We start from the raw sequence: 19897 nt of genomic DNA on the forward strand, positions 1-19897 counted from the left end.
CCAAGGGCGTCCCTCGGTTTCAGCGCAACACTCCGACCACAGGCCGCGGCCGGGTGGCAGCGGCCCGGTAGGCCGCCCGCAGCTCGGCCACCACGGCATCGGGTTCCGCCCGCAACCGCGTCGGCAACGTTTGGAGCACGACGATCCCCGCCGCGGCATAACGACCGTTCCGCGCCAAGGTCTTCGCGTAACCCTCGGGGCCAAGGTGGAAGGCGAGAGAATCGATCTCCCACGCCAGGCCGACCTCGTCGAACCAGGCATCCGGCTTGGCGACGAAAACGCCGTTGCGATCCAGCAGTCGCGGATTCCACAGTGGAACCGGCAACTCGCTTCGCCGCCACAGCCGTTCCGCGTCGATCTCCGCGATCGACTCCGCACCACTCATCAGCTCCGCGAGGATCTTTCGAGGAATCGCACTTCCCCGGCTACTTCCCTCCTCAAGTTCAGCTGAAAGCGCCGAGACCGAGGCGAAGCCTCGTTGAACACATTCCGAAAGCAGCGCCCGAGCCGGTCGCAGTTCGGTCATCCGGCGTACGGTATCGAGGACAGCGCGGGCGGCGGGTGCGACCGGCACACCCGCCCGGCTGATCGGCCGCGGCATACGACGGGTGCGTTCGATCAGCACGAAACCGCTACTTTGCACCTTGCATCCGTGTGGGCTGAGCAAATGTACGGTGTCGCCTCGGGGTACCGAACGCAGCCTGTGTGCGCGACAGGCCTCCGTACCGGTCACGACTGCCCCCGGCCCGGCGTAAAGTTCCGCCGCCGCCACCATTTGCGCCCGGCTCGGCGCCGCGTTGTACAGCGAAACCACTCCGGGCAGCAGGCGTGACCACGGACCGTCGGGCTGGCATCTTCGATAGGTGGTGTATCGCGGAACGCCCAGCTCCGTCAGCCTTCCGACTCTGATCACACCGTGCTTGCTGTTGTCGAAAAGGTGTTCGGGGTCGACTCCCCACAACCCACGTTTCATGTCGCAATCGTGAATCTCGGACCAGCCGGACGCCAGAGGCGATTCCCGATCTGTTGATAACCGCCGCGGTTGTGGATAAACCGAGGGACGCCTTCGGTGCGCTCGACGCAGCGAGGGACGCCCTTGGTGCATCCAACGCACCAAGGGCGTCCCTCGGTTCCGCCAGGTACGCGTCATACCCCCAGCGCATGGCGCCAAAGTTCATTCCGAGCGCGCGGCCACGATTTCCGCGAGGGTTTCCACGATTTTCGTCTCGACCGCGTCCTTCCGGATGCCGAGGCCGTCGAGGACCTCGAACCCGCTTCCCTCGCCCTGTTCCAGCAGCGCCAGGAGGATGTGCTCGGTCCCGATGTAGTTGTGGCCGAGCCGCAGCCCCTCGCGCAGCGTCAGTTCGAGCGCCTTCTTGGACCCGGCGCCGAACGGCACCTTGAACGGCACCGGATCGACCGGTTCGGGCAGTCGTGCTTCGGCCGCCTCGCGGACGGCTTCGAGCGTGACGCCCTGCGCCAGGATCGCACCCGCCGCCAGCGCCGCGGGTTCCGAGAGCAGGCCGAGCACCAGGTGCACGGTCTCGATGCTGCCGTTCGCCGCGTCGCTGGCGGCCTTCTCGGAAGCCACGATCACGTGCCGGGCCCGGTCGGTGTAGCGGCCGAAGACGTGCTGGATCTTGCCGCCCTGGCTGCCGTCGGCGTCGTCCTTCGGCACGAAGCGCTTCTGCGCGGCCTGCTTCGAAACGCCCATGCTCTTGCCGATGTCGGTCCACGAGGCACCGGATCGCCGCGCCTGGTCGACGAAGTGGCCGATCAGGTGGTCGGCCACTTCGCCGAGGTGTTCGCCCATGTAGACCGCGTCGGACAGCTGGCCGAGGACGTCCTTGTCGTTGTTGCTCTTGATCGCGCTGATCAGGTCGTCGAGCCTGATCGGATTGGGTAACGTCATGCCGTCAACTGTAGGTTGACGCACCCTCGTGCGTCAACCACGAGTTGACGATTATCAGGCGAAGGGCAGTCCGACGTAGTTCTCGGCCAGGCTCGTCGCCGCGGCGCGCGAAGACGCGGTGTACCGCAGCTGCGAGAGCTGCAAACGCCGCGCGAAGCCGTCGGCGTCCGGATCGGTGTGCAGCATCGTGGTCATGAACCAGGAGAAGTGCTCCGCGCGCCACACCCGCCGCAGGCAGGTGTCCGAATAGGACTCCGCGGGCGCCGGATCCCCCTTCAGCAGGGCCTTGAGCGCGCGGGAGAGCACCCGCACGTCGGCGACCGCGAGGTTCATCCCCTTGGCCCCGGTCGGCGGGACGATGTGCGCGGCGTCCCCCGCGAGGAACAGCCGCCCGTGCCGCATCGGCTCGGCGACGAAGCTCCGCATCGGGGTGATGCCCTTGTCCAGGATCGGCCCCTCCCGCAGCACGAAGTCGCCGTCGACCGCCAGCCGCGTGGTCAGCTCGGACCAGATCCGGTCGTCGGACCAGTTCGCGAGATCCTCGGCCGGGTCGACCTGGAGGTACAACCGGGTGATCTCCGGCGACCGCATGCTGTGCAGCGCGAAGCCCCGCTCGTGGTGGGCGTAGATCAGCTCCTCGTCCGAGGGCGGCGTCCGCGCGAGCACTCCGAGCCAGGCGAAGGGGTAATCCCGCGTGAACGTCTTCAGCACACTGTCCGGAATGGACGGACGACTGACGCCGTGGAACCCGTCGCAGCCCGCGATGACGTCGCATTCCAGTGTGTGCGCGACCCCGTCGGCGTCGCGGTAGCGCACCACCGGGTGCTCGGTGTCCACACCAGACAGTTCGACCCCGGACACCTCGAACTCGACGGGAAGACCACGGGCCTCGTGCGCGTCGATGAGGTCCTTGACGATCTCCTGCTGCCCGTAGACGGTGATCGACTTCCCGGTCAGCTCGGTGAGCGCGATCCGGTGATCGGCACGGTCGAAGCGCAGCGAGAAACCCTCGTGTGGCAGGCCTTCGACGTCCAGCCGAGCACCGAGCCCGATTTCGCGGAGCAGCTCAACGGTCGGCTGTTCACACACCCCGGCGCGCACCCGCTGCCGGACGTACTCGCGGTCGCGAGTCTCCAGCACGACGGCGTCGATCCCCTCCAGGTGGAGCAGATAGGACAACAGCAGTCCGGCGGGGCCGGCACCGATGACGGCGACCTGGGTGCGCAAAGACGTTACCTCCTGGTACTTCTCAAGCCGCGGACAGCGACTTCACATGAGCCTTGAGATCGAAACCACTCGCTTCGAGCTCCACATAGGACGGACGGGGGCGCGCGGTGAACAGGCGTCGCGCGGCGATGTGCGCCGGCGGCTGGTTCACCGACTCGACGGCGATCAGCACACCGTCGCGAAAGGACAGTACGGAGAACTTCCCCGCCGCCCGGTCCCCGGTCAGCACCGTCCGGTCGGCGTCGGCGAGGATCCCGGCGATCTGGAGCTTCGCGCCCGACTGGTCGGTCCAGAACCACGGCAGGCTGTCGTAGGGCAGTTCCTCGCCCGCGATCACCGCCGCGACGCAGCGGCCCTGATCGACGGCGTTCTGCACGGATTCGAGCCGCGTCGCCGCCGTTCCCGCCTGCACACAGGGAAAGTTCGCGCAGTCGCCGATGGCGAAGATCTTCTCGTCGCTGGTGCGCAGCCGCGCGTCGACGACGATCCCGTTGGCCACCTCGAGCCCGGCCGCCTCGGCGAGCGAGGTCTCCGGCAGCACGCCGACGGCGACCACCGCCAGATCGGCGGGCAACCGCCTGCCGTCGGTCAGCTCGACCGACTCGACGCGTCCGGTGCCGTGCAGCGCCGCGACACCGACGCCCAGCAGCACCGTGTGCCCGGACTTTTCGTGCAGTTCGGCGAAATACCCGGAGATCTCGGGGGAGGCCACCCTGGCGAGCAGCCGGTCCTGCGCCTCGACGATCGTCACCGGCCGTCCCGCGTGCGCGGCGAACTCCAGGCCGATGAACCCGCCGCCGATCACGACGACGTCCTTCGCGCGCTCCAGTTCCTCGCGCAGCCGGTCGGCGTCCTCCCGCGTCCGCAGCGCCAGCACACCGGCGAGTTCCGCGCCCGGCACGGGCAACTCGCGGTTCCGCGCACCGGTGGCCAGGACGAGGTGGTCGTAACCGAGCGAACTCCCGTCGTCGAGGAGGACGGCCGAGCCCGCGCGATCGATCCCGGTGACGCGCCCGCACACCAGCTCGATGTCCTTCTCCGCGAAGAAGTCCTCCGGCCGCAGCCGCAGCTGCTCCGGGCCGGCGACACCGGTCAGGTACGCCTTCGACAGCGGCGGACGCTGGTACGGCACGCCGGACTCGTCGCCGACGAGCACCACGCGGCCGGGGAACCCCTTGTCCCGCAAGGAGGCCGCGGCCTGGAAACCGCTCTGCCCCGCGCCCGCCACGACGACCGTGGACTGCTCCGAACCCATCGTTTCTCCCGTCTGCTCAAGCCCTTCAGAACCCATCTGAGCACATCGGGCTGGTGCCGTCGAGGTACGCGGGAACGCGCTCAGCTTGCGACAGGCGAACGCCCCGACGCAGCCGGGCTTCCACCGAGTGGAAGCATTCAGTGTGTCTCGCGCCGGGCGTCACCCGACACCCGCAGGGCCCGCGGCGCGCCGAGCACCCGGGAGATGCCCCGCGCCGCGGCCACCACCGCGGGCACGAGCGTGCGTGGTTCGGCACCCTCGACGGGAACGACCACCGAGATCGCCGCGAGCACCGCGTCGTCCCGCCCGTACACGGGCGCTGCCACCGACACCGCGTCCGGCTCGATCTGCCGGTCGCTGATCGCGTAGCCGTCACGCCGGACGTCGGCGAGCACCCGGCGCAGCCGGTCCGCCGAGGCGATCGTGTGCGCCGAGTACCGCTTGAGCGGCGCCGCGAGGGCCTCCTCCTGGACCTCGGCGGGCGCGTGCGCGAGCAGCACCAGGCCGACACCGGTGGCGTGCACCGGAAGCCGCCCGCCCGGCCGCGAACGGATGCCGACCGCGCCCCGGCCGGAGATCCGCTCGACGTACACCACCTCGGGCGCGTCGAGCACCGCGAGCTGCACGTTCTGGTGCGTGGCCTCGTACAGGTCCTCCAGGAACGGCATGGCGGACTCCCGCAGTTCCGCGTCGTGCGGGGCGAGCGAGGCCACCTCCCACAGCCACAGCCCGACCCGGAACCGGCCGTGCTCGTCGCGCGCGAGCGCGCCGCGCCGGACGAGTTCCCCGGCGATCCGGTGCGTGGTGGACAGGGGCAGCCCGGCCCGGCGGCTCAGCTCCGAGAGGGTGAGCTCCGGCCGTTCCGCGGTGAACGCGCCCAGCACGTCGAGCACCCGCTCCACCACCGACGGGGGCTGCCGTGCGTTGTGCCGCATGCGGACATTCAAGCGTGCGCGGGTACCCGCGTACACACCTCACCCCACCGGACCGTCCGAAAGGGACATTCCGGCCGGGCTCAGCCGACGTGGACCATCGGACGGCGCTCCGGATCCGGTTCCGCGCGGCGCAGCACCTCGCGGGTGACCGGCGGGACGTCACCGTCACCGAAGAACAGGTACCGCCCGATGAACTTGAACGGGTTGCCCTCGGTCCAGGCGAAGTACACGTGCGGTCGTTTCCCGGTCTCGTCGCGGATGTGCAGCAGGATAGCCGCGATGGCGTTCGCGATGGAGGGACTCCTGACCCGCAGGATGCGGTAGCCGTACCGCTTCTCCCCGCGTACCCGCAACGTCGTCTCGAAGTCCGAGGCGTCGCTGATGGTCACCTCCAGGAAAAGCAGCGCCGAATCGTTCGGGATGTTGTTGTCCTCGCGGGCTTCCCGCTCCTTCTCGCGGTACTCGTCGGCGTCCCGCGCGTCGGGCTCGTTGGCGATGATCCGGATCTCGCCGCTGCGCACGGCCTTGTCGAGGATCCGCTGGGCGGCGGTGTCGAAGTCGACCTCCTCGACACGCAGTTCCAGCGACCGGGTCGCCCGTGAGATCAGCGACGTCAGCACGATCGCGACGATGAAGAACGCCGCGATCTTCACGCCGTCGGGACGTTCGATGATGTTGACGACGGTCGTGTAGGCGAAGATGACCGTGATGACCAGGTAGGCGAGGAACGCCTTCCGCTGCCGTGCCCGCCGCGCGGACAGCGTCACCGCGACGGCCGCCGACGAGATCAGCACCAGCACCCCGGTCGCGTACGCGCCGCCCTGTGCCTCGACGCTCGCGTCGAAGAGCCAGGTGATGACGAACGCGATCACGCTGACCACGATCACCAGCGGCCTGCTCGCGCGGGCCCAGTCCGGCGCCATGCCGTAGCGCGGCAGGTACCGCGGCACGATGTTGAGCAGCCCGGCCATCGCGGAGGCGCCGGCGAACCACAGGATCGCGATCGTGCTGATGTCGTAGAACGTGCCGAAGACGTCGCCGAGGTAGTCGTGCGCGAGGTAGGCCAGCGCACGGCCGTTCGCCGGGCCGCCCGCTTCGAACGCCTGGTGCGGGATCAGCACCGTGGTGGCGAAGCTGCTGGTGATCAGGAACGCGCTCATGATCAGCGCGGCGGTGACCAGCAGGCGGCGGGTGTTGCGGACGCGTCCGGCGGGATTGTCGTGGGTGTCCCCCGGCAGGCCCTTGACCAGCGGCATCACCGAAACGCCCGTTTCGAAGCCGGACAGGCCGAGCGCCAGCTTCGGGAACACGATCAGCGCGACGCCGATCATGAGCCACGGGTTCGGGTGCTTCGCGACCAGCAGGTCCTGCCAGCTCACGATCAAGTCCGGGCTCGCGAAGACGTGCCAGAGCGCGACGGCCACCACGACGACGTTGAGCGTGAGGTAGACACCGACGAGCGTCACGGCGACGCCGATCGCCTCGGCGAATCCCTTGAGGAACACGCCGCCCAGCAGAGCGATGAGCAGCGTGGTGATCAGCACTTCCTTGCCGTGGAAGAAGGACGGGACGAACGGGTTCTCCGTCACGTGCGCGGTGGCGTCGGCGGCCGAGAGCGTGATGGTGATGACGAAGTCCGTCGCGACGAAGCCGAGCAGTACCAGCACGAGCAGCTTGCCGCTCCACCACGACATCAGCTTTTCCAGCATCGCGATCGAGCCCTGGCCGTACGGGCTTTCCTTCGCCACCCGGCGGTAGATCGGCAGCGCACCGCCGAGTGTCAGCAGCACCAGCACGATCGTGGCGAGCGGCGACAGCACTCCCGCGGCCAGCGCCGCGATCCCCGGCTGGTAACCGAGCGTGGAGAAATAGTCCACCCCGGTCAGGCACATGACCTTCCACCACGGATGTTCGTGGCTTTTGACGGTCTCGCGTTTACCACCCTTGAGCTGCTGTGCGCGCTTCGCCGAACCTTCCAGCAGCCAGGCACGCAGGCGCGGGCCCGGCGGCGTTTCCACTGTCACCGTCCGTGTCCTCCCGGTAGGCACGAGGCGGTATTCCCCGCGTCGGCGTCCATCATGTGCGGCGGTCAGCAGAACGGCCACAGGATGGGACAGGGCTCCGGCTCCGAGGTGCGGGTCGTGGGCGTCGTGGGATGGGTGGGCGGCGCCGGCCGGGTCGTCGTACCGGTGCCGCTCACCGGCGGCGGATCGTCCCTCGGCGTCGCGCCCGCGGTGGTCGGCCCCGGGGTGGTCGCGCCGGTCCAGGTCGTCGTGCCACTGGTGGGCGCGGAGGTGGTCCGCCGAGAGCCCGACGTCGTCGTTTCGACGCTCCCGCCACCGGTGCCGCCCTCGGTGGTTTCGGGGACGTTGCTCTCGTCGGCGCCGCCCGCCCCGGACGTCCGGTGCGGCATGTCGATGACGCCGATCTGGTCGGTTTCCTTGGCGTTGTTGTGTTTCGGGCCGTTGAAGGCGACCAGTACCGCGGCCGTGCCGCAGCCGATGACGACGGCGAGCATGACCGCGACGACGCGCCAGCGCGATCCGGGCGACGGGGGCACGCGTTCGCCCCATCCCTCGCGTTCGAGCAGCTCGGTGACCGAAACCTCGTGCCTCACCCTGGGCCCCTCAACCATGAATGTGGTGGCCTTCCTACCGGAAAAAGCACCCGAACGGGTGAGTATTGCCAAAAATTATCACTCCGGACCGTGCCCGGTTCCGTCCGGATCACACAGCCGATTCACAGCTGAGCGTTGGAGTACTCCCAGAAACACCGGCGAAGCTGGCCTCATGCTGATGCGTGCCGGAGGGCCGGTCCCCGCCCGCGCCGCCTGGCGCGCGCTCGCCCGGCTCGTCCCGTCACCGCGGTCGACGCCGTTCACCTTCGGCTACCTGACGCTGTTGCTCGGCACCACCCTGCTGGTCAGGTTCGGCGATCCGAAGCTGATCGGCAGGCTGCTCACCTTCTCCAGCACCGACGCGCACAACCTCTGGCGCCGCCCCCTGGTCTCCCTGTTCGCCAGCGCGCTGTGGCTTTCCGACGGCGGCTGGATCGCCTACGCGGCCATCTTCGCCGTCGCCGTCGCCCCGCTGGAACGCCGGTTCGGGGCGGCCCGCACCGCGATCGTGTTCTTCAGCGGCCACGTACTGGCCACCCTGGCCACCGAACTACCGGTGATGGCGCTCATCCAGAGCGGGGCGCTGCCCTACTCCGCCGGGCGCTGGCTCGACATCGGCGTCAGCTACGGGTTCTTCACCACCGCGGGCGCGCTGGTGTTCCTGTGCCGGGGCCGGCTGCGGATCGCGGCCCTGGTGACGATGGAGCTGTTCCTGGCCGCCGTCTGCCTCACCGACGCCCCGGCGAGCCTGAACTCGGTCATCACCCTGCTCGGCCACGCCGTCGCCGCACACTTCGGACTGCTGTTCTGGGGCCGGCGGTTCGGCACCCCCACACCGCCCTCCTCTCCCGGTGAGCGGGACCTCGCGCCGCTCCGGCCCACGTCGGGCCGGGTGCTGGTCCGCGGCTGAGGAAACCCGGCGGAACACCCCGGTGACGACCGAAGTCCGGAAGCGGAATCCAATGGATATACAGCGGGATCGGTCGGTGGTGTAATCGACGGGCCACAGCGCCAGTAGATACCAAACCGACCGAAAGCAAGCGGTTCAGGCAAGTCGACAGGTTTCGCGGGCCTGCTTGCTTTCCGTCTCATCGGTATGCCGACCAGGGGAGACCGGGCACACTATGGAGGCAGACTCACGCGGGGTGACCGCCATGGGTGCGCCGGCGGTCCCCACCGCGCGGAGCGAAGCCGGGCACGACCTGATCGCCGATCTGGTCGCCGCCGCCGGGTCCGGGGTGATCTTCTCCTTCGATCTCGCCGCGTCCACTCTGACCTGGATGCCCGGCCTCGACGCGGTGCTCGGGATGGCGGGCGCGGCCGCCGACGAGGTCTGCGGGCGGCTGACCAGGCTGCTCGAACCGCTCGCCCTCGGCGCGGGGGAAACGCCGCCGGGCCGGGACTTCGAGCTGGAGCAGCCGATCGAGGGCGCCGGTGACCGGCCGCGCCGGGTCCGGCTGCGCGTGCGCACCGTCGGTCACGGCGACCGGACCGCCGGGCTGCTCGGCGTGGCCTGCGCGGTCGCCGCCGACCGCGCGCCGGGCGAGGACCTGGTCGATCTCGCCGAGCGTTACCGGGTCATGGTGGAGCTGAGCCCCGACGCCATCTGTGTGCACGAGGACGGTGTCCTCACCTACGCCAACCGCGCGGCGCTCGACCTGCTCGGCGCGGACGAGGCGCACCAGCTCGCCGGGCGGCCGTTCACCGACTTCGTCACCGAACAACCCCGCGACGAGCCCGCGCCGCCCACCGGGCCCCCGGCGACGATCGGGCCGGTGGAGGCGGTGCTGAAACGTCTCGACGGCAGCACGGTCGCGGCGGAACTGGTCGCGGTGCGCACCCACAACGCCGGGAAACCCACCTTCCAGGTCGTCCTGCGCGACATCACGGCGCGCAAGGCCGCCGCCGAGGCGCTGCGCTCCCGGGCCGCGCTGGTGAGCCGGGTCAGCGACGCGATCATCACCACCACCCCCGGCGGGCTCGTGACCGGCTGGAACCCGGCGGCCGAGGCGGTCTACGGCTGGACCGCGGACGAGGCACTCGGCAGACCGGTCGCGGAGCTGCTCGGGGCACCGGCCGACCTGGCGGAGATGTGCCGGTCCGGCGGGCTGGTCGAGGCGGCGCACCGGCGCCGGGACGGCGCCACCCTCACCGTGCGGGTCTCCGCGGCCGAACTGGCCGGGAGCTACGTGTTGGTGTGCGCGGACGAGACCGAGCGGCGGCGGGCAGAACAGCACTACCGCACGGTGGTCGCCGCGCTCGACGAGGGCGTGCTGGTGACCGGGCCGGACGGCCTGGTCGAGTCGGTGAACCCGGCGGGCTGCCGCATCCTCGGCGTCAACGCGGCGGACCTCGTCGGGCTGCCTTCGCACACGCTCATGCTGTTCGACGAGGACGGGGCGCGGATCTCCGCCGAGGACACGCCGTCGGTCCGCACGCTGCGGACCGGGATCACCCAGAACGGCAAGGTGGTGCGGCTGCGCAGGCCGGACGGCAGGGACGTCTGGGTGTCGCTGACCTCGCGGCTGCTCAGCCCGGAGGACCCGGCACGGCGGTCGGTGGTCACCTCGTTCACCGACATCACCGAGCGGCGCGCGATCAGCGCCCGGCTCGCCCACGACGCCACGCACGACCCGCTGACCCGGCTGGCGAACCGGACGCTGGTGCTCGACCGGCTCGACCGCCGCGCCCACGACCGGCCGACCTCGGTCCTGTTCCTCGACCTGGACAAGTTCAAGGTCATCAACGACTCGCTCGGGCATTCGGTCGGTGACCAGGTCCTGCGCATCGTCGGCGAACGGCTGCGGCGGTGCACCGGCGGCGACACCGTCGTCGGGCGGCTCGGCGGCGACGAGTTCGTGCTCGTCACCGGCGAGGTGACCGGCCAGGACGAGGTCCGCGCGCTGGCCGAGCACGTCCGGGTGGTGCTGAACGAGCCGATCGGCGTGCACGGGCGGCAGCTGCACCTCGACGCCAGCATCGGCGTCGTGCTCTCCGCCGGTGACGACCGGCGCAGCGCGGAAGACCTGCTGCGCGACGCCGACGTCGCGATGTACCAGGCCAAAACGCTCGGTCGCGGCCGCTTCGAGTTCTTCGACGTCGCGCTGCGCGAACGGCTGCAGCGGCGGCTGCGCATGGAGCAGGACCTGCGGGACGCGGTGCAGAACGGCCAGCTGTGGCCCGCCTACCAGCCGGTGGTCGACCTGCGGTCCGGCGAGATGGTCGCGGTCGAGGCGCTGCTGCGCTGGACGCATCCCACGCACGGCGCGATCCCGCCCGGCGAGTTCATCCCGCTGGCCGAGGAGAGCGAGCTGATCAACGTCATCGGCAAGCACGTCCTGAAGGCCACCACCCGCGAGCTGGCCGGGCGACGGTCGGCACACGGCCTCGACCTGCACCTCAAGGTGAACCTCTCGGTACGCCAGCTCGACGACCCGCAGCTGGTGGCCGCGGTGCAGGACACCCTGCTCGCGACCGGGCTGCCGCCCGGCGCGCTGTGCCTGGAGGTGACCGAAAGCGCGTTGATGCGGGATCACACCGCGGCCGCCGAGGTGCTGACCTCGCTGCGGGAGCTGGGCGTGCTGCTCGCGATCGACGACTTCGGCACCGGCTACTCGTCACTGGCCCAGCTGCGGCGGCTGACGCTGGACACGCTCAAGATCGACCGCTCGTTCATCACCGGCATCGCGGAGTCACGCGACGCGGCGGCGATCGTGGCGAGCATCATCGCGATGGCGCACGCCGTCGGCCTGACCGTGGTCGCCGAGGGCGTCGAGACCGCCGATCAGCTGGATCTGCTGCGCGAGCTGGGCTGCGACCAGGCGCAGGGCTTCCACCTCGGCAGGCCCAGCGCGGCCACCGAACTGTTCGGGGCCGCGCTGTAAACCCGGATGACACTCAGGCGAAATCGGCAGTGTGCGCGGCCGCCCACGCGGCGAAGGTCGTGCCGGGGCGGCCGGTGATCTCCTCGACGGATCCGGTCGGCAGCACCGGGTCCTCGGTGAACCCGCCCAGCACGCTCTCGACGTACCAGGCCGCGGCCTCCCCCATCGTCGGTTTCATCGCCTCGACCGTCTCCTCCGGCGAAACCGTGAGGAACGGGATTTCCCGGCCCAGCGCCACGCCGAGCTGCCGGACGAGTTCGGCGCGGGTCAGTTTCTCCGGCCCGCCCAGCGGATACGCCTTGCCGGCGTGCCCGTCCTCCAGCAGCGCCGTCGCCGCGACCCTGGCGATGTCGTCCATCGCGATCGGCGCGCTGGCGGTGTCCGGGTAGGGCTCCCGGATCGCGCCGGTGCGCCGGAGCTGCTCCGCCCACATCGTCGAGTTCTCCATGAAGTCGGCGGGCCACAGGTGCGTCCGGGCGAGCCCGCTCGCGTCGACCGCCCTGGTGACGTCGCCCCACCAGCCCTCCGGTTCGCCGGACAGGGCGACGACGTGCCGGACACCGGCGGCGCGCGCCAGCTTCAGCACTTCGACCACCGTGTCCGGCGTCGGCGCCAGGTAGAGGCGGTCCACGCCTTCGAGCGCCGCGGGCAGCGTCTCGACCTTCCGTAGATAGCCCTTCGCCACCTCGACGCCGTCCGGCAGCGCGGCCTTGCGAGGGTTGCTCGTCAACGCCCGGATACCGGACGCCCCCATCCCCAGTAGCTGATCGACAACCTTGCGTCCGATGTTCGCGGTGGCTCCGGTCACCAGAATCGTCATGGAACCACTGTGCCAGCGATCAGTAGCGTTCGAGCAGGGCCGCCAGCTCTTCCGCCGTCAGCTCGACGTCGAGCTGACGCAGCGTCGCGCCGAGTTCGCCGGGAGCCACCGGGGTTTTCTCCTCGGTACCGTCCGGACGCCGGACGACCAGGTCGTGCCCGACCAGCTGCCTGCTCAGGCCCGGCTCCAGCCGCATCACCACGAGCTGCCCGGTGAACGGCGAGCGCGGATGCGTGGAGGTGTAGTGGTGGTAGACCTCGTAGTCGATCGGGCTGCTCGCGCTCGGCGTGAACGCGTGCAGGTCCTCCCAGCCGTCGCCGTCCTGCTTCTGCAGTGTCCACCAGCCCTCGCGGTGCGTGAGCCGGTGCGGCCAGCCCGCCTGGTCGACGACGGCACCGTCGACCAGCGGCATCGGCCGCAGCATCCCCGCGCCGAACCCGACGTCGACCAGGTGCCACACGCCCTCGGCCGCGACGAGCAGCGACATGTGCGTGTACGGCCCCGGGCGCCGCGGCTGCACCCGCGCCACGATCCGGCGCACCGGGAAGCCGAGACGTTCGGCGGCCGCGGCGAACAGGTGGGCGTGCTCGTAGCAGTAGCCGCCGCGCTTCCTGCCGACCAGCTTCTCCTGGACGACGTCGAGCGAGATCCCGCGATGCCTGCCAAGCAGGACGTCGACGTTCTCGAACGGGATCGCCAGCACGTGTGCCGTCGCGAGATCCCGCAGGGCCCGCGCGTCCGGCACCCGGGGCCGGTCGGTTCCCAGCCGCGCGAGGTAGGCGTCGACGTCGACCTTGTCGATGTGCCAGTCGGGTTCGGTGGTCCGCTCAGCGAGTGTGCTCATGACACCACTCTCATACCTCGAGTTGACTGGAGATCAAGCCCGATTTCGTCAACGTATGCGTTGACAGCCCGTGCGTCAACGCATACGTTGACACCATGACGGACGGCGCTCCCGAAGAAGATGACGTGACCACCGCGTTGCTCGCCCGGCACCTGCACCACCGGCGCAGCGGTTTCATCGACGAGCTGGTGGTCGCGGCGAGATCCGTTCTCCCGCCCGCGAAACGGCCCAGCGGCGACGAAGTGACCACCGAGGACGCGACGGGCGCGCTGCGACTGGTCCCCGACGTCCGCCGCGACCTCGACCGGGCCGAGGTGGCGCTGATCGAATCGGTCCTTGACCGCGGCTGGACCTGGGAACAGCTGGGCGTGGCCTACGGCGACCGGTCGAAACAGGCCATGCAGCAGCACTACCGACGGCGAGGCGGGAAACGGACCTGGCCCGCGGGCGAACGGCCGCCCCGCGTCACCCCAGAGGAATCCCCGCACCGCCTCACCTCCGGCGAACTGGACCCCGCGGACGTGGCGGCGGTGCACGCGGCCATCGCCGCGCTGTTGTCCACCGCACACGACGTGGCGGAGGAGCACACCGTCGACGGCGCATGGGTCGCGTTCGACCCGGACGGGGACCTCGTCGAGCAGTTCGCGACAATCGGCCTGGACGCCCTGCCCCGCTTGGAAGTCGCGTGCCGCACGGCGGCCGAGGCGATCACCGGCATGGTGCAGGCGGGCTGGAACCGCCGCGATCCCGGGCGGGAGGCGCGCCGGCTGCGGTCGTGGACCGAACGGCTCCGCGACGAGAACCGCGATCTGGCTTCGTGGCTGGACCGGGTGCCGGACGGGCTGCTACTGCCCCGGGTCGACCGCCCGCTGGTGGTCGGGCAGCGCCGCCGGGTCCACCCGGACAGTGTCGAAATCGGACCGGACGACGTCGATCGCGTACGCGCCTCGATCGCTCAGGCCCTGGCCCGGATGGAACAGCATCAGTCGACCACCGACCAGATCGTCGAAGAACTCCGCCGCCGCCAAGCCGAACTGGGAGACGCGTGAGCGCCTCTCCGTCACACGCCTCTCGCCCACGTCTGTCCATATAGGACTCCAAGTCCCCGACCGCCGGAGACATCCCGTGCCCGAGCACGCCGCCACGCTGCCGACGTCGTTCCGCGCCGACGTCGAAACGCTGTGGGACTACCACAACCTGCACCACAAGATCGGCCGGTCGGATGTCGGTATCGGCCTGGGAAGTCATGACCTGGGTGTCGCGACCCGCGCCGCGGATCTCTTCCGGCGCAACGCTTTTCCCTTGGTCGTGTTCACCGGCGCGAACGCCCCGACCACGGTCGAGCGCTTCCCTCGCGGCGAAGCCGTCCACTACCGCGAGCACGCCGTCTCACTCGGGGTGCCAGCGGACTCGATCCTCGTCGAACCCCGCGCGAGGAACACGGGCGAGAACATCAGCCTCACCCGACAGCTACTCGCCGAGCAGGGCACCGAAGTCGGCTCGGTCACGCTGATCTCACGGCCATACCAACAGCGACGTGCCTACGCGACCTGCAAGAAGCTGTGGCCGGAAGTAGAAGTCACCTGCGCCTCGGCCGAACTACCGCTGGACGAGTACGTGAAGAGCATCGGCGACGCGACCCGCGTGATCTCCATGCTGGTAGGCGACACCCAACGCATCACCCTCTACGCCAACCGAGGCTTCGCGATCCCGCAACCCCTCCCCAGCACCGTCGAGTCCGCCTACCACCGCTTAATTTCAGCGGGCTACACCACCCGCCTGCTCTGACAAGAACCAGCGACGGTCAGGAGCCAAACCACAAGAGGGGACCCGACGTGGGGGGTTCGGGGGGCGAAGCCCTCCCGAGCGGGGTGTGGGGGTTGCACCCCCCACAAAACACACCACCCGAGGCAAGGCCTGTGCTTTCCACAGGCATACCTCGGGTGACGAAGGGTGGCCAGGGCCGGGGTCGAACCGGCGACCTTCCGCTTTTCAGGCGGACGCTCGTACCAACTGAGCTACCTGGCCGGGAACGCCGGCAAGGAGCCGAACGATCTTGCGACCCTGACGGGACTCGAACCCGCGACCTTCGCCGTGACAGGGCGACGCGCTAACCAACTGCGCCACAGGGCCTTGCGACTTCACCGAGGTGAAGGGTACTGCTGCCTAACTGTACTGCGTACTCCCAACGGGATTCGAACCCGCGTTGCCGCCTTGAAAGGGCGGAGTCCTAGGCCGCTGGACGATGGGAGCCCGGCCGGTTTCGGCGAACCGACCGACCGCGCTCTCAGGTCCCCCCGGGAGCGAACATAAGCATAGGGCACGCCGAACCCTGCTCGCACAGGGGGTTCCCTAAGTGCACCGCAGGGCTGGGACCTGCGGGAACGGTGTCCATCGTGCCCGAACGGCCGGATGCGCGCCGAGGGCGGCCGCGCGCCGCGAGTTCGCCGCTCGACACGTCGACGTCTTCCACGCCCCGTCCTCCCGGGTAGCTCCATCGAGCGAAACGGGCCGTCGGCGTCCGGATACACCCGAACGAGGGCCACGTGATCAGCGGCTGATGACTCGGCGTAGGCGCGCCCCGATTCGGGCGCGAAGAGCGCCGTCTCCGCGGACGGCGAGACGAGTCCGGCGAACCGGCTCGGAAAGATCTCGGGCAGCTCCGCGGCCACCCTCGACGGCATGCCACCGGCCACCGTCACGACCCCGCGGTGACACGGCGGCGAACCACGCTCACGCCGTCGCCGCCGGTCGCCCACGCCATCGGCCGGAGCCCGGGGGCGCCGGCTCGAATGTCCCGTCGCCGGTACCCGGGTCCAGCCCTTCGGCACCGCGAAAGAACGACTTACGAAACGATCATCGGGGAACTCCCGCCAGCGCGGGATCGGTAAAACACTTTCAGGAACCCGCCGCAAGCAGCGGGTTTCCCACCACAAGCCGCCGGACCGTCAGCTCACCGCTGCACCGGCGCCTGGCCGTCGTCATCCAACGTCAGCCCCAGCATGTCCAGCAGCATCACGCAGTCCTCCACGCCGAGCGCACCGTGCGCCACCGCGAGACGCGCCCGCCGGACCTGATCATCCGACACCCGCTGCGCCTCCGCGCCACCACTGCGCTGCGCCGGCAGACCACCGGCAAACGTCGCGTTTCCCCCATCGGCACCTTCGTACCGGAGGAGGAACTGCCGCACTTCCGCAGACCCGCCCATTGCTCCTCCATCGGCTCACATCGACCTGGCCGCGAGGCTAACCAGCGCCGGCCGCCACACACAGCCCCCCGGAGAGTGAACCTGAGGCCACACTCCGCTCAACGCTGCGCAACCAGCACGGCAGGAGAACCCCGGACCCGCAAATGAACAACACACCACGTCGAAGTGACACCAGCAACGGAATTTTCCCGGCTTCCACTCGCCCAACCCCGGAAGTCGTGCAACACTAGAGGTGCTGACACACCCCCGGTCAGCGCCTGTGGAGATCCCCTCCGACCCCCGCGTTCCTCCCCCTGGCGCGGGGGTCTCTCCATGTTTGCTCGGGCTCGTTCCTCGCCCTTCGCAAACTGTCCCCCGCGCGTACTACCCGGGGGGCCGAGCCCCCCGGACCCCCACGGTGCGGCCGGTTCCTGAACCAGCGTGGTCGCCCTTCACCTTTGCTTGTTCGCTTCGGGCCTGGCGGCCCTGGCGAACCTTGTGGGCACCTTGATTCCGAGTGTTCCGTTGCGAGAGTCGGCGGGCGCCGGGTTGGTTGTGTGTGGTTGCTAAGGGTTAGGGGTGTGGGGCGTTTGGGGGGTGAGAGGGGGAGCGGTTGGGCTATTCGCGTTACGGCGTTGGGTGTGTTGTGGCTCACAGTGGTTTGGTTTCCGAGACCTCGCCGTTATCGTTGCGGCGTGCCTCTTCCATCGTTTGGTCGTCTCGGAACCCGTACCAACCTCAAGGCGGTGTCGTCCGGTCGTCACCGCGACGCCGCCAAGGCGGCGGCTGGGGAGGCGGGCGAGGTCGAAGACAAGGAACTCACCAGCTACCTCGCCGCGCTCGCGCCGGAGTCCGCCCCGGAAAGCACCGGGACCGGCAAGCGCTTCGGCGAGGCGCAGGTCTACCAGCTGCGCATGAACCTCATCGCCAGCCAGCAACTCAAGGACATCGCCCAGGAGCGCAACATCTCCCCGCAGGCGCTCGCCCAGGAGTGGATCCTCGAGCGGCTCTCCTGGGAAAGCCAGTCCTCGTCCGTCCAGGACCGCAGGCAGTCCGACGTCGACACCGCGATGACCGACGAGTTCCACTTCCCCGCCGACGCCTTCGACGAGCCCGTGGCGGGACGGCGCTGACCCGGCGCACTCCCCGCGAGAACCGTCCCACAGCACGAGAAAAGGCCCCCGGTTCGGAAACCGGGGGCCTTTTCTCAGGCCTGGATTAACGCCGAGGGCCTGACTCAGATCGCGCGGACCTTCTGGGCCTGCGGACCCTTCTGCCCCTGGCCGACTTCGAACTCCACTCGCTGGTTCTCCTCAAGGGTGCGGAAGCCGCGACCCTCGATCTCCGAGTAGTGCACGAAAACGTCGCCTTCGCCGCCGTCCTGCGCGATGAAGCCGAAGCCCTTCTCCGCGTTGAACCACTTCACAGTGCCTTGCGCCACCGCTGTACTCCTCGTTACAGATTCCGCTTCGAATGCCACCGAAGCGGCACCCCGACCGTCCCGGGCGGTTCCAACGAGACGAGCGAAGAGCGTGTCGGCTCCGCGGCTCGCGTCAGAAGTTCCGCGAGTGTGAAGCCACTAACACGCAAAACGACGGCCTGAGAGCAGCCTACCGGGATCTGGCCAAATCTGAACCCCGTGATCGAGCGGATGGACCAACGATCCCCGGAGCCACCACCGCGGCGCACCGCGCGCGACTGATCTTGTCGGGGGTACCGGCTAGTCTGGACGTCGCACCCCGAAGCCGGTGATCACCGGATACGGCACGAAGTCGCTCATGTCTTGTGCGTGAAGGAAAACCCGCCAACTGTGACACTCGTCACTTCACGCGGGATCAACGTCGGAGTCGGGCCAGGCGTCTCGGTGGGTGGGGCAGTACAAAGGGGAGATTGGGGATCGGTGTGACATTCAGGAACTCCGCGCACCGCCGGGCAGCGGGCGCGGTGCTGGGGCTGGTGGCCGTGCTGACGCTCGGGGCGTGCAGCAGTGAGCCGACCGTGACGGCCAGCGGCACCACCGGTGGGGGCCCGACGCAGTCCGCGCCCGCGGCGCTGCCGGCGAAGGTGACCGTCCAGCCCGCCGCGGGCGCGCAGGACGTGCCGCCCGGCGAGCCGATCACGGTCAGCGTCACCGACGGCACCCTCGATTCGGTCGTGCTGACCAATCCGGAGGGCAAACAGGTCGCCGGTCAGCCCGCACCGGACAAGAAGAGCTGGAAGACCACCGAAGAACTCGGTTTCGGCAAGACCTACACCTGGTCCGGCCAGGCCGTCGGCACCGACGGCAAACCCGCGCCGATCAACGGTTCCTTCACCACCGTCAAGCCGAGGCGGCAGATGTCGGGCAGCCTCAACGTCGGCGACGGCATCACCTACGGCATCGCCATGCCGATCACCCTGACCTTCCCGAGCCGGGTCACCGACAAGGCCTCCGTCGAGAAGGCGCTTTCCGTGGAGACCACCCCGAAGACCGAAGGCGCCTGGGGCTGGACCGACGGGGACACCTCGGTGCACTGGCGGCCGAAGGAGTACTTCAAGCCCAACACCGACGTGAAGGTCAACGCGAAGATCTACGGCGTCAAGATGGGTGACGGCGTCTACGGCCAGCAGGACGTCTCCGCCAGCTTCAAGATCGGGCGCTCCCAGATCGTCAAGGGCAATCCCCAGACCCACCGCATGCAGGTCATCCGGGACGGCCAGCAGGTCGCCGACTACCCGGTCAGCTACGGGCTCGACTCCGACCCCGGCCGGGTCACCAACAGCGGTGTGCACGTCGTGATGTCCAAGCACGCCACGTATTCCATGAGCAACCCGCGTTACGGCTACACCGACGTGAACGTGCCGTGGGCGGTGCGGATCTCCAACAACGGCGAGTTCATCCACGGCCTCGCCTCGTCGATCTGGGCGCAGGGCAAGCAGAACATCTCGCACGGCTGCCTGAACCTGTCCCCGGCGAACGCCAAGGAGTACTACGACGGCGTGCTCACCGGCGACCCGGTCGAGATCGAGGGCAGCACCCAGCAGCTCGGTCCCAAGGACGGCGACTACAGCGACTGGACCTACAAGTGGGCCGACTGGCAGAAGCTGTCGGCACTCGCGAGCTGAACATCCGGCGGAACACCGGGCGGCCAGGATTCCCCACGGGTTTCCTGGCCGTTCGTGTCTTCGCCGGAAATCCGATGCAACCCCGGGGGAACGCGGCGGCATGAGTTACCG

General features: G+C 69.4%; 17 protein-coding genes and 3 tRNA genes. 6 read left to right on the forward strand and 14 right to left on the reverse strand.

The window, feature by feature from the left end; genetic code table 11:
• Positions 1-19 precede the first annotated feature (19 nt).
• The 7 genes from ABD987_RS24195 to ABD987_RS24225 all read right to left on the reverse strand — a co-directional run bounded on the left by ABD987_RS24195 (position 20) and on the right by ABD987_RS24225 (position 7946).
• On the reverse strand, positions 20-625 hold the full coding sequence (locus ABD987_RS24195) for a hypothetical protein (RefSeq protein ID WP_345397903.1): 606 nt from the start codon (positions 623-625) through the stop codon (positions 20-22).
• A 549-nt stretch (positions 626-1174) separates the two neighbouring features.
• Positions 1175-1912, reverse strand: a complete 738-nt coding sequence (locus ABD987_RS24200) for a Clp protease N-terminal domain-containing protein (protein ID WP_345397906.1) — start codon at positions 1910-1912, stop codon at positions 1175-1177.
• A 54-nt stretch (positions 1913-1966) separates the two neighbouring features.
• Complete coding sequence (locus ABD987_RS24205; RefSeq protein WP_345397910.1) at positions 1967-3139, reverse strand: 4-hydroxybenzoate 3-monooxygenase; 1173 nt, start codon at positions 3137-3139, stop codon at positions 1967-1969.
• Between the two features lie 22 nt (positions 3140-3161).
• Entirely contained in the window at positions 3162-4394 is a 1233-nt protein-coding gene (locus ABD987_RS24210; protein WP_345397913.1) for an NAD(P)/FAD-dependent oxidoreductase, read from the reverse strand.
• 137 nt (positions 4395-4531) lie between these two features.
• A complete protein-coding gene (locus ABD987_RS24215; protein ID WP_345397915.1) occupies positions 4532-5329 on the reverse strand; it encodes an IclR family transcriptional regulator in 798 nt (265 codons plus the stop codon).
• An 80-nt stretch (positions 5330-5409) separates the two neighbouring features.
• On the reverse strand, positions 5410-7353 hold the full coding sequence (locus ABD987_RS24220) for an APC family permease (protein ID WP_345397917.1): 1944 nt from the start codon (positions 7351-7353) through the stop codon (positions 5410-5412).
• Positions 7354-7418: 65 nt separating this feature from the next.
• Positions 7419-7946, reverse strand: a complete 528-nt coding sequence (locus ABD987_RS24225; protein WP_345397919.1) for a hypothetical protein — start codon at positions 7944-7946, stop codon at positions 7419-7421.
• 178 nt (positions 7947-8124) lie between these two features.
• Here ABD987_RS24225 and ABD987_RS24230 point away from each other — a divergent pair, with 178 nt between their 5' ends.
• Positions 8125-8856 (forward strand): rhomboid-like protein, encoded by a 732-nt coding sequence (locus tag ABD987_RS24230; RefSeq protein WP_345397922.1) that lies wholly within the window; start codon positions 8125-8127, stop codon positions 8854-8856.
• Between the two features lie 214 nt (positions 8857-9070).
• Positions 9071-11830 carry a sensor domain-containing protein gene (locus ABD987_RS24235; protein ID WP_378214303.1) on the forward strand — a complete coding sequence of 920 codons (2760 nt, stop codon included), beginning with the start codon at positions 9071-9073 and terminating at the stop codon, positions 11828-11830.
• 13 nt (positions 11831-11843) lie between these two features.
• Here the strand turns inward: ABD987_RS24235 and ABD987_RS24240 are convergent, their stop codons facing one another.
• Both ABD987_RS24240 and ABD987_RS24245 read right to left on the reverse strand, forming a co-directional pair.
• Positions 11844-12650, reverse strand: a complete 807-nt coding sequence (locus tag ABD987_RS24240; protein WP_345397927.1) for an NAD(P)H-binding protein — start codon at positions 12648-12650, stop codon at positions 11844-11846.
• A 19-nt stretch (positions 12651-12669) separates the two neighbouring features.
• Positions 12670-13494 (reverse strand): arylamine N-acetyltransferase family protein, encoded by an 825-nt coding sequence (locus ABD987_RS24245; RefSeq protein ID WP_345397930.1) that lies wholly within the window; start codon positions 13492-13494, stop codon positions 12670-12672.
• Positions 13495-13589: 95 nt separating this feature from the next.
• Here ABD987_RS24245 and ABD987_RS24250 point away from each other — a divergent pair, with 95 nt between their 5' ends.
• Both ABD987_RS24250 and ABD987_RS24255 read left to right on the forward strand, forming a co-directional pair.
• Entirely contained in the window at positions 13590-14543 is a 954-nt protein-coding gene (locus tag ABD987_RS24250) for a hypothetical protein (RefSeq protein ID WP_345397933.1), read from the forward strand.
• 76 nt (positions 14544-14619) lie between these two features.
• Positions 14620-15282: a YdcF family protein gene (locus ABD987_RS24255; RefSeq protein ID WP_345397936.1), complete on the forward strand. Its 663-nt coding sequence runs from the start codon at positions 14620-14622 to the stop codon at positions 15280-15282.
• A 166-nt stretch (positions 15283-15448) separates the two neighbouring features.
• Here ABD987_RS24255 and ABD987_RS24260 read toward each other — a convergent pair.
• From ABD987_RS24260 to ABD987_RS24275, 4 genes are all read right to left on the reverse strand, one after another.
• Positions 15449-15522 (reverse strand) — tRNA-Phe (locus ABD987_RS24260).
• 31 nt (positions 15523-15553) lie between these two features.
• Positions 15554-15627: transfer RNA gene (locus tag ABD987_RS24265), tRNA-Asp, on the reverse strand.
• A gap of 47 nt (positions 15628-15674) precedes the next feature.
• Positions 15675-15747: transfer RNA gene (locus ABD987_RS24270), tRNA-Glu, on the reverse strand.
• 700 nt (positions 15748-16447) lie between these two features.
• Entirely contained in the window at positions 16448-16702 is a 255-nt protein-coding gene (locus tag ABD987_RS24275; RefSeq protein ID WP_345397939.1) for a hypothetical protein, read from the reverse strand.
• A gap of 674 nt (positions 16703-17376) precedes the next feature.
• Between ABD987_RS24275 and ABD987_RS24280 the strand changes: the two genes are divergently transcribed.
• Entirely contained in the window at positions 17377-17814 is a 438-nt protein-coding gene (locus ABD987_RS24280; protein WP_345397942.1) for a hypothetical protein, read from the forward strand.
• A gap of 104 nt (positions 17815-17918) precedes the next feature.
• Here the strand turns inward: ABD987_RS24280 and ABD987_RS24285 are convergent, their stop codons facing one another.
• Complete coding sequence (locus ABD987_RS24285) at positions 17919-18122, reverse strand: cold-shock protein (RefSeq protein ID WP_003097368.1); 204 nt, start codon at positions 18120-18122, stop codon at positions 17919-17921.
• A 461-nt stretch (positions 18123-18583) separates the two neighbouring features.
• Between ABD987_RS24285 and ABD987_RS24290 the strand changes: the two genes are divergently transcribed.
• Positions 18584-19786: a L,D-transpeptidase gene (locus ABD987_RS24290; protein ID WP_345397944.1), complete on the forward strand. Its 1203-nt coding sequence runs from the start codon at positions 18584-18586 to the stop codon at positions 19784-19786.
• Positions 19787-19897: the final 111 nt, after the last annotated feature.

Origin of the sequence: Amycolatopsis samaneae, from assembly GCF_039541975.1 — a bacterium.
GTDB classification, from domain to species: Bacteria; Actinomycetota; Actinomycetes; order Mycobacteriales; family Pseudonocardiaceae; genus Amycolatopsis; species Amycolatopsis samaneae.